This window comes from Bradyrhizobium sp. WSM4873, from assembly GCF_055811355.1.
In genome coordinates, this window is sequence record NZ_JBVVPS010000008.1 from 168,266 (window position 1) to 180,786 (window position 12,521).

Below are 12,521 nucleotides of genomic sequence, written 5' to 3' on the forward strand. Positions count from 1 at the left end.
GAGGTGATTTTCAGACCATGCCCCGCCATCATCAGAAAAAGAGTTCCGCGTCCGGCGGCTCGCAACGTCAGTTGCGGGTCGGCGAGCAGGTTCGCCATGCGATAGCCGAGATTCTGGCGCAAGGCAGCGTGCATGATGCAGACCTCGAAGGTCACATCATCACCGTGCCGGAGGTGCGGATGTCGCCCGACCTGAAGCTCGCGACAGTCTATGTGATGCCGCTCGGTGGCCGCGACACCGAGATCGTCCTCGCTGCGCTCGAGCGCAACAAGAAATTCCTGCGCGGCGAGGTCGCGCGGCGCGTTAACCTGAAATTTGCACCTGACCTTCGCTTCCGCGTCGACGAACGATTCGACGAAGCGGAACGGATCGAGAAGCTTTTGCGAACACCCGTGGTGCAGAAGGACCTGGAACAGGATCCGGATTCGGATCGGGAAGAAGAACGATGACGATGGACCCGGCTCACGGCACGATCGGCGGCGAAGAGGCCGATCAGCTCGACGTGCAGAAAAATAATTTTGCGGACATGAGCGGCAATTCTCAGCCGCATCAGGAGCCGCGCCGCGTCAACAACGATCCGCGCGCCAACAAGCAGAAGGGCAACCAGCCGCGCCGCGACCGCCGCGACGTCCACGGCTGGGTCGTGCTCGACAAGCCGATCGGCATGACCTCGACGCAGGCGGTTGCCGTGCTCAAGCGCCTGTTCAATGCCAAGCGCGCCGGCCATGCCGGCACGCTCGATCCGCTGGCCTCCGGCGGCCTGCCGATCGCGCTCGGCGAGGCCACCAAGACCGTCCCCTTCGTCATGGACGGCCGCAAGCGCTACCGGTTCACGGTATGCTGGGGCGAGGAACGCGACACCGACGACATCGAGGGCCGGGCGACCGCAACCTCGGACCAGCGCCCGACCCGGGAGGCCATCGAGGCGCTGCTGCCCCGTTTCACCGGCGTGATCCAGCAGATCCCGCCGCGCTACTCCGCAATCAAGGTCCAGGGCGAGCGCGCCTACGACCTCGCCCGCGACGGCGAGATCGTGGAATTGCCCCCCCGTCCCGTCGAGATTCACCGTTTAAGCCTTGTAGATCAACCAGATAACGACCGGGCCGTGTTCGAGGCCGAGTGCGGCAAGGGCACCTATGTCCGCGCGCTGGCCCGCGATATGGGCCGGATTCTCGGCACTTACGGCCATATCTGCGCGCTGCGGCGGACCCTGGTCGGCCCATTTGGCGAGAACGACATGATTCCGCTGGATCAGTTGGAGGCTTTGTGCGATAGAGCCGCGTCCGGCGAGGGTAGCCTCGCCGACGCGCTTATGCCCGTTGAGACCGCGCTGGACGACATCCCGGCACTGGCCGTCACTCGGGCTGATGCGGCAAGGCTCCATCGGGGCCAGGCCGTTTTGTTGCGCGGACGGGATGCGCCCACTTGTAGCGGCACAGTCTATGTCACGGTGGCAGGCCGGCTTCTCGCGCTTGCCGAAGTCGGCAATGGCGAAATCATCCCCAAGCGTGTGTTCAACCTGACCGGCCTGACTGCCAGCGCCGATCGTAACGAGAGAAATTGACCGATGTCGATTGCCGCAGAACGCAAAGCGGAAGTCATCAAGACGAATGCCAACAAGGCCGGCGATACCGGGTCGCCAGAGGTTCAGGTCGCGATCCTGTCGGAACGCATCGCCAACCTCACCAACCATTTCAAGACCCACGTGAAGGACAACCATTCGCGTCGCGGTCTCTTGAAGCTGGTCTCGACCCGCCGCTCGCTCCTCGACTATGTGAAGAAGAAGGACGAGGCGCGTTACAAGGCGCTGCTCGAGAAGCACAACATTCGTCGTTAAGAGTTCTTGCGCGCGCCAACCGGCGCGCGTTTTCGCGCGTGATTTCGAACGAAAGCGTTTGTTTAAAGGTTTTTCGTCGAGGCTGCGTGCGCGTCGGATGCGAGCCGTTGACGGCGAGCATCCGGGCATGATGGGCGAACACCGCGCTTCGGTGTTCGCGTTCGTGCCGACTGACAGTCCAGCAGCAATCCGGCGGCTGGGCACAACGGGCAAGGCGCCCGTATGACCCGAAGGGATGGACGCCATCCGAAATCCAAAAACCATGGCAGGATCGCAGGACGCTGATCGCCCGCTTCGATCAACGTCCCGCAATCTTGCGCATGGTTTTTGTTTTTCGACCCGTCCTTCTTTCGAGAACCCATGAAAGAAGACCTCTATGTTCAATAAGCATTCAGTCGAGATCGACTGGGGTGGACGCCCTCTCAAGCTCGAAACCGGCAAGATCGCCCGCCAGGCCGACGGCGCCGTCGTCGCGACCTACGGCGAGACCGTGGTGCTCGCCACCGTCGTCGCAGCGAAGTCGCCCCGCGAAGGCGTGGACTTCCTGCCGCTGACCGTCGACTACCAGGAGAAGACCTACGCGGCCGGCCGCATTCCCGGCGGCTATTTCAAGCGCGAGGGTCGTCCGACCGAGAAGGAAACGCTGGTCTCCCGCCTGATCGACCGTCCGATCCGTCCGCTGTTCGTCGACGGCTGGCGCAACGAGACCCAGGTGATCGTCACCGTGCTCTCGCACGACATGGAAAACGATCCGGATATCGTCGCGCTGGTGGCCTCGTCGGCTGCGCTGACCCTGTCGGGCGCCCCCTTCAAGGGCCCGATCGGCGCCGCGCGCGTCGGCTTCGCCAATGACGAGTTCATCCTTAACCCGACGCTCGACGAGATGGTCGACACCCAGCTCGACCTCGTCGTCGCCGGCACCGCGGACGCCGTGCTGATGGTGGAATCGGAAGCCAAGGAGCTGAACGAAGAGATCATGCTCGGCGCCGTGATGTTCGGTCACCGCCACTTCCAGCCGGTGATCAATGCGATCATCGAGCTCGCCGAAAAGGCCGCGAAGGAGCCGCGCGAGGTTACCACGATCGACAATTCGGCGCTCGAAAAGGAAATGCTCGGCATGGTCGAGCAGGAACTGCGCGCCGCCTACGCCATTCCGGTCAAGCAGGATCGCTACGCTGCGGTCGGCAAGGTCAAGGAAAAGGTGATCGCTCACTACTTCCCGGAAGGCCAGGAGCCGAAATACGACAAGCTGCGCATCGGCGGCGTGTTCAAGGAGCTCGAAGCCAAGATCGTTCGCTGGAACATTCTCGACACCGGCAAGCGCATCGACGGCCGCGATTCCAAGACCGTGCGCAACATCGTCGCCGAAGTCGGCGTGCTGCCCCGCGCCCACGGCTCGGCGCTGTTCACCCGCGGCGAGACCCAGGCGTTGGTCGTGACCACGCTCGGCACCGGCGAGGACGAGCAGTACATCGACGCGCTGTCGGGAACGTACAAAGAGACGTTCCTGCTGCACTACAATTTCCCTCCCTACTCGGTCGGTGAGACCGGTCGCCTCGGCGGCACCAAGCGCCGCGAGATCGGCCACGGCAAGCTCGCCTGGCGCGCGATCCACCCGGTGCTGCCGCCGCACCACGAATTCCCCTACACCACGCGCGTGGTGTCGGAGATCACCGAATCCAACGGCTCCTCGTCGATGGCTTCGGTCTGCGGCGCCTCGCTCGCGCTGATGGACGCCGGCGTGCCGTTGAAGCGGCCGACCGCGGGCATCGCGATGGGCCTGATCCTCGAAGACAAGCGCTTTGCGGTTCTCTCGGACATCCTCGGTGACGAGGACCATCTCGGTGACATGGATTTCAAGGTCGCCGGCACCGAGCAGGGCATCACCTCGCTCCAGATGGATATCAAGATCGAGGGCATCACCGAGGAGATCATGAAGGTCGCGCTCGGCCAAGCCAAGGATGGGCGTATCTACATCCTCGGCGAGATGTCGAAGGCGCTCACCAACGCCCGTGCCGAGCTCGGCGAATACGCGCCGCGCATCGAGACCTTCAAGATCGCCACCGACAAGATCCGCGAAGTGATCGGCACCGGCGGCAAGGTGATCCGTGAGATCGTCGAGAAGACCGGCGCCAAGGTCAACATCGAGGACGACGGCACCGTGAAGGTCGCTTCCAGCGACGGCGAGGCGATGAAGGCCGCGATCAAGTGGATCAAGTCGATCGCCTCCGATCCGGAAGTCGGCCAGATCTATGACGGCACCGTCGTCAAGGTGATGGAGTTCGGCGCTTTCGTGAACTTCTTCGGCTCCAAGGACGGTCTCGTCCACATCAGCCAGCTCGCCTCGGCGCGCGTGCAGAAGACCTCCGACGTCGTCAAGGAAGGCGACAAGGTCAAGGTCAAGCTGCTCGGCTTCGACGACCGCGGCAAGACCCGCCTGTCGATGAAGGTGGTCGACCAGGAGACCGGCGAAGACCTCGAGGGCAAGGGCGAGAGCCAGCAGCCCGCGCGCGAAGCGGCCGGCGAGTAAATCTCGCTACCTGCCAGAAACACGAAGGGCGGCCTCGCGGCCGCCCTTTTTGTTTGTGTTCGTTTGTGCCTGCTCCGACCGATCTGCGCCCCCTCTCCCCGCTTGCGGGAGAGGGTCGGGGAGAGGGTTGCTTCCGCAGAGAGACTCCCAATGAGGAGAGATCCCTCACCCGCCGCGCGCGGGAGGATGCTTCGCATCGCCCGGAGCGCGTCGACCTCTCCCGCAAGCGGGAGAGGTCAAACACCTCAGGCCGCGATGTCGAACCGGTCGAGGTTCATCACCTTGGTCCAGGCCTTGGCGAAGTCCTTGACGAACTGCTCCTTGGAATCCGACGTGGCATAGACCTCGGCATAGGCGCGAAGCTGCGAGTGTGCGCCGAAGATCAGGTCGACGCGCGTGCCGGTCCACTTGACCGCGTTGGTCTTGCGGTCGCGGGCCTCATAGGTGCCGTCAGTGCCGGCCGGCGTCCACTGCGTGCTCATGTCGAGCAGGTTGACGAAGAAGTCGTTGCTCAGCGTTCCCACCTTCGAGGTGAGGACGCCGTTCTTCGAACCGTTCGCATTGGCGCCGAGCACGCGCAGACCGCCGACGAGCGCCGTCATCTCCGGGCCGGTAAGCCGGAGCAGCTGCGCACGATCGACCAGAGCCTCCTCGGGCATCATGAACTGCTGCCGCTTGCCGATGAAGTTGCGGAAGCCATCGGCCCGCGGCTCCAGAGGAGCAAACGAAGCAGCGTCGGTCTGCTCCTGCGAGGCATCCATGCGGCCCGGCGTGAAGCCGACCTTGACGTCGACGCCGGCATCCTTCGCGGCCTTCTCGACCGCGGCGGTGCCGCCGAGCACGATGAGGTCCGCCAGCGAGACCTTCTTCGCACCGGATGACGCGTTGAAGTCCTTCTGGATCGCTTCGAGCTTGCTCAGGACCTTCGAGAGCTGAGCCGGCTCGTTCACTTCCCAATCCTTCTGCGGGGCGAGGCGGATGCGCGCGCCGTTGGCGCCGCCACGCTTGTCCGAGCCGCGGAACGTCGAGGCCGACGCCCAGGCGGTCGAGACCAGCTCCGAGACCGACAGACCCGAAGCCAGGATCTTGGTCTTCAGCGAGGCGATATCCTGCTCGCTGGCCAGCTCGTGATTCACGGCGGGGATCGGGTCCTGCCAGATCAGCGTTTCCTTCGGCACCAGCGGGCCGAGATAGCGCACGACCGGACCCATGTCGCGATGGGTGAGCTTGAACCAGGCGCGCGCGAAGGCGTCCGCGAACTGGTCCGGATTCTCCAGGAAGCGGCGCGATATCTTCTCATAGGCCGGATCCATACGCAGCGAGAGATCCGTCGTCAGCATCGTCGGGCGATGCTTCTTGGACTTGTCGAAGGCGTCGGGAATGATCGCCTCGGCGCCCTTGGCCGTCCACTGCTGCGCACCGCCCGGGCTCTTTGTCAGCTCCCATTCGTACTTGAACAGGTTCTCGAAGAAGTTGTTGCTCCACTTCGTCGGCGTCGTCGTCCAGGTCACCTCGAGACCGCTGGTGATGGAATCGCCGGCAATGCCCGAAGCGTGCTTGCTCTTCCAGCCGAGGCCCTGATCCTCGAGCGCGCCCGCTTCCGGCTCCGGTCCGACCAGCGACGGATCGCCGGCGCCATGGGTCTTGCCGAAGGTGTGGCCGCCGGCGATCAGCGCGACGGTTTCCTCGTCGTTCATCGCCATACGGAAGAAGGTCTCGCGAATGTCCTTGGCCGCGGCGATCGGATCCGGCTTGCCGTTCGGGCCTTCCGGATTGACGTAGATGAGGCCCATCTGCACCGCGCCGAGCGGCTCGGCGAGCTGGCGTTCGCCGCTGTAGCGCTCATCGCCCAGCCACGTCCCTTCGGGACCCCAATACAGTTCTTCCGGCTCCCAGACGTCGGCGCGGCCACCGGCGAAGCCGAAGGTCTTGAAGCCCATCGACTCCAGCGCGACGTTGCCGGCCAGCACCATCAGATCGGCCCAGGAGATCTTGCGGCCGTATTTCTGCTTGATCGGCCAGAGCAGACGGCGTGCCTTGTCGAGATTGGCGTTGTCGGGCCAGCTGTTGAGCGGCGCGAAACGCTGCTGTCCGGCGCCGGCGCCACCGCGACCGTCGGTGGTGCGATAGGTGCCCGCGCTGTGCCATGCCATGCGGATCATGAGGCCGCCGTAGTGACCGAAGTCGGCGGGCCACCATTCCTGCGATTCGGTCATCAGAGCGGTCAGGTCCTTGATGACCGCATTCAAGTCGAGCGACTTGAATTCCTTGGCGTAGTCGAAGTCCTTGTCCATCGGGTCGGACTTGGCGGAATTCTTGTGCAGCATCTCGATGCTGAGCTGGGTCGGCCACCAATCGCGGTTCGCCGGCACACGTTTTCCACCCGAAAACGGGCACTTTGAAGTGTCGTCCATGAATACCTCCTCTGGTGGCGTCGAACTCGCGCCTTTGACCAGGTAGAAGCACTCTAGGCTTCACGTTCGATCAGGGGAAGTTGACTTTAATGATCGCAGCGATAAGATTTTCTGATGCTAAACCTCACCCTGCGCCAGCTCCGCTATTTTGACGCCCTGGCGCGTCACAATCATTTCGGCCGCGCGGCTGAGTCCTGTTCGATCTCGCAGCCTGCCCTGTCGATGCAGATCAAGGAGCTGGAGGAGGCGCTCGGCGGTCTGCTGCTGGAGCGCAGCGCCCGGCAGGTGGCGCTGACCCGATTTGGCGAGGAGCTCGCGCAGCGCGTCCGCGACATTTTGCGCTCGGTCGACGAGCTCGGCGATTTCGCCCGCGCCTCGCAGGACCGGTTCTCGGGACGGCTGCGCATCGGCATGATTCCGACGATCGCCCCCTATCTGCTGCCGACGATCACCAAGAATCTGACGCGCATGCATCCGGAGCTCGACATCCGCGTGCGCGAGACGATGACGCCGCGGCTGATCCAGGAACTGGTGGAAGGCCGGCTCGATACCGCCATCGTTGCGTTGCCGGTGTCCGAGCCCTCGCTCACCGAGGTCGCCCTGTTCGAGGAAAAATTCCTGCTGGTGCGGCCGAGCGCGGATGAGGGAACGCCGGCACCATCGCGGGAGATGATGCGCGAGATGCGGCTGCTGCTGCTCGAGGAGGGGCACTGCTTCCGCGATCAGGCACTGTCATTCTGCAACATGCAATCGGCGCCGCCACGCGAGATGCTGGATGCCAATTCGCTGTCGACGCTGGTCCAGATGGTCAGCGCCGGCATCGGCGTCACGTTGATCCCGGAGATGGCCGTGTCGGTGGAAACGCGATCGGCCTCGGTCTCGCTCGCGCGCTTCCGCGATCCGCAGCCGTCGCGCACCATCGGCATGGTTTGGCGCAAGACTAGCCCGCTGGCGCGGCAACTCCTGCAAATCTCCGAGGTGGTATGCCTGTCGGCGGGCAAGGTGCGCGCGCGCCCCTCCGTGCGCAGCAAGCCGATTTGAGGCCTCGATGTCGCATCCCATCATCCGCCCGGCCCGCGCGGACGAATACGACGAGATCGGCCGTGTCTGGATGGAGAGCTGGGTCTCGACCGGACTCGGCGAGGCGAGCGAATTCATGCTGGCAAACCTGCGTGCACGCATCCGGCGCGAGATCGAGGACGGCTGGAGCCTGTTCGTCGCCGACGACAACGGCACGATCGCCGCAATGCTGGCGCTGCATTTGCCAAAACTCTATCTCGACATGCTGTTCGTCGCACCCGCCTATCAGGGCCAATCGCTCGGCCGTCAAATGCTCGCCTTCACGCGCACGCAAATGCCGGACGAGATGTATCTGCGCTGCGTCCGCGAGAACGAAAAAGCCTGGCGCTGGTACGAGCGCGAGGGCTTTGTGTTCGAGAAGCAAGAGATCGAGCCCTCGAACGGGTTCATGATGAAGTATTATCGGTGGACGAAAAACGGAAAAGCCCGATGATCAAACTCTACTGGTCGCCCCGCTCGCGCTCGTTCACGACGCTCTGGCTGATGGAAGAGAGTGGCCTGCCCTATGAGCGCGTGTTGACCGACATTTCGACCGGTGCGCAGAAAGCGCCGGATTTTCTCAAGGTCAATCCGATGGGCAAGGTTCCGGCGCTGACCGACGGCGATGCAGCGCTGGGCGAGGCCGCCGCCATCTGCGCCTACATTGCGGATCGCTATCCCGAGACCAGGCTGGCGCCGGCCGTGACCGATCCGCGCCGCGCGCGTTACCTGCAATGGCTGTTCTTCTCGCCAGGTTGCATCGAACCCGCCATCATCCAGATCTTCACCAAGATCGAGATCCCGACGTCGACCGCGGCCTGGGGCAGCGCGACGCAGGTGTTCGACGTACTGGAAACCGCGCTTGCCAAGGAACCGTGGATTCTCGGGCAGGAATTTTCCGCCGCCGACATCACGATCGGCTCCGGCCTGAACTTCGCGGTGCGCCTGTTCAAGATGGTGCCGTCGCGCCCGGCCTTCGAGGCCTATCTCGCCCGCTGCATGGCGCGGCCGGCGTTCCAGCGCGCGGAGAAGATCGCGGCGGGCTAGTCTTCCGTCTTCAGATCGTCCGGCCGCGGCATCAGGACGATGTTGTAGCCGCTATCGACATAATGGATCTCGCCGGTCACGCCGCCAGAGAGATCCGACAGCAGATACAGCGCCGAGCCGCCGAGCTCGTCCAGCGTGACGCCGCGGCGGAGCGGCGAATGCTTCTGCATGAAGGCGAACATCGCCCGCGCCTCGCCGATGCCGGAGCCGGCGAGCGTGCGGATCGGGCCTGCCGAGATCGCGTTGACGCGGATGCCGCGCGGTCCGAAATCCGAGGCGAGATAGCGCACCGAGGCTTCCAGCGCCGCCTTGGCCACGCCCATCACGTTGTAGTTCGGCATCGCGCGCTCCGAGGCGCCGAAGGTCAGCGTGATCATGCTGCCGCCCTCGGTCATCAGCTCGGCGGCGCGTTTTGCGACCTCGGTGAACGAGAAGCAGGAGATCACCATGGTGCGCGAAAAATTGTCGCGGCTGGTGTCGGCGTAGCGGCCCTTGAGCTCGTTCTTGTCGGCGAAACCGATCGCGTGGATCACGAAGTCGAGCTTGCCCCATTTTTCGCGGAGCACATCGAACGTGGCATCGACGCTGGCGATGTCCTCGACGTCGCAGGGCAGCACCAGGTCCACACCGAGCGATTCCGCCAACGGCTTGACACGCTTGCCCAGCGCCTCGCCCTGGAAGGTGAAGGCAAGCTCGGCGCCATGGGCGTGCAGCGTCTTCGCCATGCCCCAGGCGATCGAATGATCATTGGCGATGCCCATGATCAGACCACGCTTGCCTTTCATCAAACCTTCCATTTCACGGTCACCTTTCACGTTCCGCTTTCGTCATGCCCGGGCTTCCACGCCTTCGAAGCCTAAGGCCAAGACGTGGATGGCCGGGACAAGCCCGGCCATGACGACGAAATCAACGCTGCGCCGACAATGGTGTCACGCATCCAGCCGGCTGAACACCAGCGTGGCGTTGGTGCCGCCGAAGCCGAAGGAGTTCGACAGCACGGTGGCGATCTTGACGTTGTCGATGCGCTTGCGCACGATCGGCATGTCGGCGAACACGGGGTCGAGTTCCTGGATGTGGGCGCTCTCGCAGATGAAACCATTGTTCATCATCAGTAGCGAATAGATCGCTTCCTGCACGCCGGTTGCGCCCAGGGAGTGGCCGGTCAGCGCCTTGGTCGCCGAGATCGGCGGGCACTTCTCGCCGCTTCCGAACACCCTGCGAAGCGCGTCGATCTCCGGCGGATCGCCGGCCGGCGTCGATGTCGCGTGCGGATTGATGTAGTCGACCTTGGTCTTCACGGTCGACATCGCCATGCGCATGCAGCGCTCGGCGCCCTCGCCTGACGGTGCGACCATGTCGTAGCCGTCGGACGTCGCGCCATAGCCGACGATCTCGCCGTAAATGCGCGCGCCACGCGCCTTGGCATGCTCGAGCTCTTCCAGCACCAGCACGCCGGCGCCGCCGGCGATCACGAAGCCGTCGCGATTGACGTCGTAGGGACGCGAAGCCGTGGCGGGCGTGTCGTTGTACTTCGAGGACATCGCGCCCATCGCATCGAACAGCACCGACAGCGACCAGTCCAACTCCTCGCAGCCGCCGGCGAAGATGACGTCCTGCTTGCCGATCTGGATCGTCTCATAGGCGTTGCCGACGCAATGGTTCGACGTGGCGCAGGCCGACGAGATCGAATAGTTCACGCCCTTGATTTTGAACCAGGTCGCAAGTGTTGCGGAGGCCGTGGAGGACATCGCCTTCGGCACTGCAAACGGCCCGACGCGCTTCGGTCCCTTGGTGCGGGTGATATCGGCGGCCTCGACGATGGTGCGCGCCGACGGGCCGCCGGAGCCCATGATGATGCCGGTGCGAATATTGGAAATTTCGTCAGGCGACAGACCGGAATCCTGGATCGCCTGTTCCATCGCGACGTGATTCCACGCCGCGCCCTGACCGAGGAAACGCATGGCGCGGCGGTCGACCACCGTCGAAGGATCGAGTGTCGGCGCACCTTGCACCTGCGAACGGAAGCCGAGTTCGGCATATTTCTCAGCCCGCGAAATGCCCGACTTCGCCTCGTGAAGGCTCGCAAGCACTTCCTGGGTGTTGTTTCCGATGGAGGAGACAATGCCCATCCCGGTGACCACAACCCGCCTCATGACAGCCTCGCCTCAATCGTTGTCTTCGTGGTGATGCGCTCAGCCCAGGCTCGTGCCCTGCTTGAACAGGCCGACCTTCAAATCCTTCGCGCGATAGATAATCTGGTCATCGACCGAAAGCCATCCGTCGGCGATGCCGAGCACCAGCTTTGAACGCATCACGCGCTTGATATCGATGTTGTACACAACCTTGCGGGCTTCCGGCAGCACCTGGCCGCTGAACTTCAGCTCGTTCAGGCCAAGCGCGCGACCGCGACCTTCACCACCGCTCCAGCCCAGATAAAAGCCGACCATTTGCCACAGCGCATCGAGCCCGAGGCAGCCGGGCATCACCGGATCGTTCTTGAAGTGGCAGCCGAAGAACCAGAGATCGGGCTTCACGTCGAGCTCGGCGCGCACCACGCCCTTGCCGAATTCACCGCCGGTCTCGCTGATGTCCGTAATGCGGTCGAACATCAGCATCGGCGGCAGCGGCAATTGCGCATTGCCAGGGCCGAACATCTCGCCGCGGGCACATGCCAGCAGATCTTCATATTCGTAACCGTTGCGCCTGTTCAGCATGCGGAAGCCTTTGTGTTCAAACCCCGATTGAGCGGCGTTTCCGGCGAAAATGGGCCCCATCCTGTTCGAAAGGCAACATCTGTTGCCATTGTCAGACGAGAATACCGAAAGACCCTGGATGGATAGCGAGCGGCCCTCAATGCCGGGTCGCGCCAAAATCGGTTAAGCGGAACCGCGGGCTCTCTAACACAGGCCATTTCGGGTAGCAAAGCGCTCTCATGAAGGTAAAATGACGGGCCGCGGGACCGGTTCCCTCGCTGATTAGAACCACTCTAGTTGCGAGAAACTTGCATCTGCATCTATCTCTCCATATATGTTGCAGGATCACAGTGTTCACGCGTGCCCGAAGCTGGAAATGAACGAAAATAACGCGCCCCATCGCGACGAAGAGGCCCATGCGGCGGCTCTTATGTCCGGCCGCCAGCCGGCTTTGACCGGTTGCCCGTGGCACGACGTCAACGAAATGCTCCAGTCCGCCGGGCTTCGCCCGACGCGCCAGCGCATGGCGCTCGGCTGGCTGCTGTTCGGCAAGGGTGCACGTCACCTCACAGCTGAAATGCTCTACGAAGAAGCGACGCTGGCCAAGGTGCCGGTCTCGCTGGCGACCGTCTACAACACGCTGAACCAGCTCACCGACGCCGGTCTGCTGCGTCAGGTCAGCGTCGACGGCACCAAAACCTATTTCGACACCAACGTCACGACCCACCATCACTACTACCTCGAGAACAGCCATGAGCTGGTCGACATCGAGGATCCGCATTTGGCGCTGTCCAAGATGCCGGAGGTGCCCGCGGGTTACGAGATCGCCCGCATCGACATGGTCGTGCGGCTGCGCAAGAAGCGCTGAGATCGTCTAAAACTGCTGAATTCGTCGTCATGGCCGGGCTTGTCCCGGCCATCCACGTTTTTGGACTGGTCGA

The 12,521-nt window shown here is 63.4% G+C and carries 12 protein-coding genes; 8 read left to right on the forward strand and 4 right to left on the reverse strand.

The annotated features are described in order from the left end of the window. Nucleotides 1–17: 17 nt before the first annotated feature. The 4 genes from rbfA to pnp all read left to right on the forward strand — a co-directional run bounded on the left by rbfA (nt 18) and on the right by pnp (nt 4,367). The gene (gene rbfA / locus AC0L21_RS14270) at nt 18–449 is read left to right on the forward strand and encodes a 30S ribosome-binding factor RbfA (protein ID WP_473262466.1); all 432 of its coding nucleotides are present in this window, start codon (nt 18–20) and stop codon (nt 447–449) included. Next, nucleotides 446–1,564 (forward strand): tRNA pseudouridine(55) synthase TruB, encoded by a 1,119-nt coding sequence (gene truB / locus AC0L21_RS14275; protein ID WP_473262469.1) that lies wholly within the window; start codon nt 446–448, stop codon nt 1,562–1,564. Before rbfA ends, truB begins: the two co-directional genes overlap by 4 nt. Nucleotides 1,565–1,567: 3 nt before the next feature. Beyond that, a complete protein-coding gene (gene rpsO, locus AC0L21_RS14280; protein ID WP_007598346.1) occupies nt 1,568–1,837 on the forward strand; it encodes a 30S ribosomal protein S15 in 270 nt (89 codons plus the stop codon). A 376-nt stretch (nt 1,838–2,213) separates the two neighbouring features. Then, nucleotides 2,214–4,367, forward strand: coding sequence for a polyribonucleotide nucleotidyltransferase (gene pnp, locus AC0L21_RS14285; RefSeq protein WP_007603907.1), 2,154 nt, complete (start codon nt 2,214–2,216; stop codon nt 4,365–4,367). Nucleotides 4,368–4,612: 245 nt separating this feature from the next. Here pnp and katG read toward each other — a convergent pair whose 3' ends face one another. Beyond that, a complete protein-coding gene (gene katG / locus AC0L21_RS14290; RefSeq protein WP_473262471.1) occupies nt 4,613–6,781 on the reverse strand; it encodes a catalase/peroxidase HPI in 2,169 nt (722 codons plus the stop codon). Between the two features lie 114 nt (nt 6,782–6,895). On the opposite strand from katG, the gene AC0L21_RS14295 reads away from it, so the two are divergent. The 3 genes from AC0L21_RS14295 to AC0L21_RS14305 are packed head-to-tail and all read left to right on the forward strand — an operon-like array spanning nt 6,896 to nt 8,887. Further along, on the forward strand, nt 6,896–7,822 hold the full coding sequence (locus AC0L21_RS14295) for a hydrogen peroxide-inducible genes activator (protein ID WP_007598349.1): 927 nt from the start codon (nt 6,896–6,898) through the stop codon (nt 7,820–7,822). Between the two features lie 7 nt (nt 7,823–7,829). Then, nucleotides 7,830–8,294, forward strand: a complete 465-nt coding sequence (locus AC0L21_RS14300) for a GNAT family N-acetyltransferase (protein ID WP_473262473.1) — start codon at nt 7,830–7,832, stop codon at nt 8,292–8,294. Further along, nucleotides 8,291–8,887: a glutathione S-transferase family protein gene (locus tag AC0L21_RS14305; protein ID WP_473262475.1), complete on the forward strand. Its 597-nt coding sequence runs from the start codon at nt 8,291–8,293 to the stop codon at nt 8,885–8,887. The genes AC0L21_RS14300 and AC0L21_RS14305 overlap by 4 nt, the downstream gene beginning before the upstream one ends. Here AC0L21_RS14305 and fabI read toward each other — a convergent pair. The 3 genes from fabI to fabA form a co-directional block, all read right to left on the reverse strand. After that, the gene (gene fabI, locus AC0L21_RS14310; protein ID WP_473262478.1) at nt 8,884–9,684 is read right to left on the reverse strand and encodes an enoyl-ACP reductase FabI; all 801 of its coding nucleotides are present in this window, start codon (nt 9,682–9,684) and stop codon (nt 8,884–8,886) included. The genes AC0L21_RS14305 and fabI overlap by 4 nt on opposite strands. A 132-nt stretch (nt 9,685–9,816) precedes the next feature. Next, nucleotides 9,817–11,040 carry a beta-ketoacyl-ACP synthase I gene (gene fabB / locus AC0L21_RS14315; RefSeq protein ID WP_473262481.1) on the reverse strand — a complete coding sequence of 408 codons (1,224 nt, stop codon included), beginning with the start codon at nt 11,038–11,040 and terminating at the stop codon, nt 9,817–9,819. Between the two features lie 39 nt (nt 11,041–11,079). Next, nucleotides 11,080–11,601, reverse strand: a complete 522-nt coding sequence (gene fabA, locus AC0L21_RS14320; protein ID WP_007603915.1) for a bifunctional 3-hydroxydecanoyl-ACP dehydratase/trans-2-decenoyl-ACP isomerase — start codon at nt 11,599–11,601, stop codon at nt 11,080–11,082. 355 nt (nt 11,602–11,956) lie between these two features. Here fabA and irrA point away from each other — a divergent pair, with 355 nt between their 5' ends. Then, nucleotides 11,957–12,448 carry an iron response transcriptional regulator IrrA gene (gene irrA, locus AC0L21_RS14325; RefSeq protein WP_018455787.1) on the forward strand — a complete coding sequence of 164 codons (492 nt, stop codon included), beginning with the start codon at nt 11,957–11,959 and terminating at the stop codon, nt 12,446–12,448. The last annotated feature ends 73 nt before the right edge of the window (nt 12,449–12,521 follow it).

Bases quoted from the DNA above. Each gene is read 5' to 3' on its own strand.
- fabI (WP_473262478.1), bottom strand. From the start codon at position 9,684: ATGGAAGGTTTGATGAAAGGCAAGCGTGGTCTGATCATGGGCATCGCC.
- fabA (WP_007603915.1), bottom strand. From the start codon at position 11,601: ATGCTGAACAGGCGCAACGGTTACGAATATGAAGATCTGCTGGCATGT.
- AC0L21_RS14300 (WP_473262473.1), top strand. From the start codon at position 7,830: ATGTCGCATCCCATCATCCGCCCGGCCCGCGCGGACGAATACGACGAG.
- katG (WP_473262471.1), bottom strand. From the start codon at position 6,781: ATGGACGACACTTCAAAGTGCCCGTTTTCGGGTGGAAAACGTGTGCCG.
- AC0L21_RS14305 (WP_473262475.1), top strand. From the start codon at position 8,291: ATGATCAAACTCTACTGGTCGCCCCGCTCGCGCTCGTTCACGACGCTC.
- irrA (WP_018455787.1), top strand. From the start codon at position 11,957: ATGAACGAAAATAACGCGCCCCATCGCGACGAAGAGGCCCATGCGGCG.
- rbfA (WP_473262466.1), top strand. From the start codon at position 18: ATGCCCCGCCATCATCAGAAAAAGAGTTCCGCGTCCGGCGGCTCGCAA.
- truB (WP_473262469.1), top strand. From the start codon at position 446: ATGACGATGGACCCGGCTCACGGCACGATCGGCGGCGAAGAGGCCGAT.
- pnp (WP_007603907.1), top strand. From the start codon at position 2,214: ATGTTCAATAAGCATTCAGTCGAGATCGACTGGGGTGGACGCCCTCTC.
- fabB (WP_473262481.1), bottom strand. From the start codon at position 11,040: ATGAGGCGGGTTGTGGTCACCGGGATGGGCATTGTCTCCTCCATCGGA.
- rpsO (WP_007598346.1), top strand. From the start codon at position 1,568: ATGTCGATTGCCGCAGAACGCAAAGCGGAAGTCATCAAGACGAATGCC.
- AC0L21_RS14295 (WP_007598349.1), top strand. From the start codon at position 6,896: ATGCTAAACCTCACCCTGCGCCAGCTCCGCTATTTTGACGCCCTGGCG.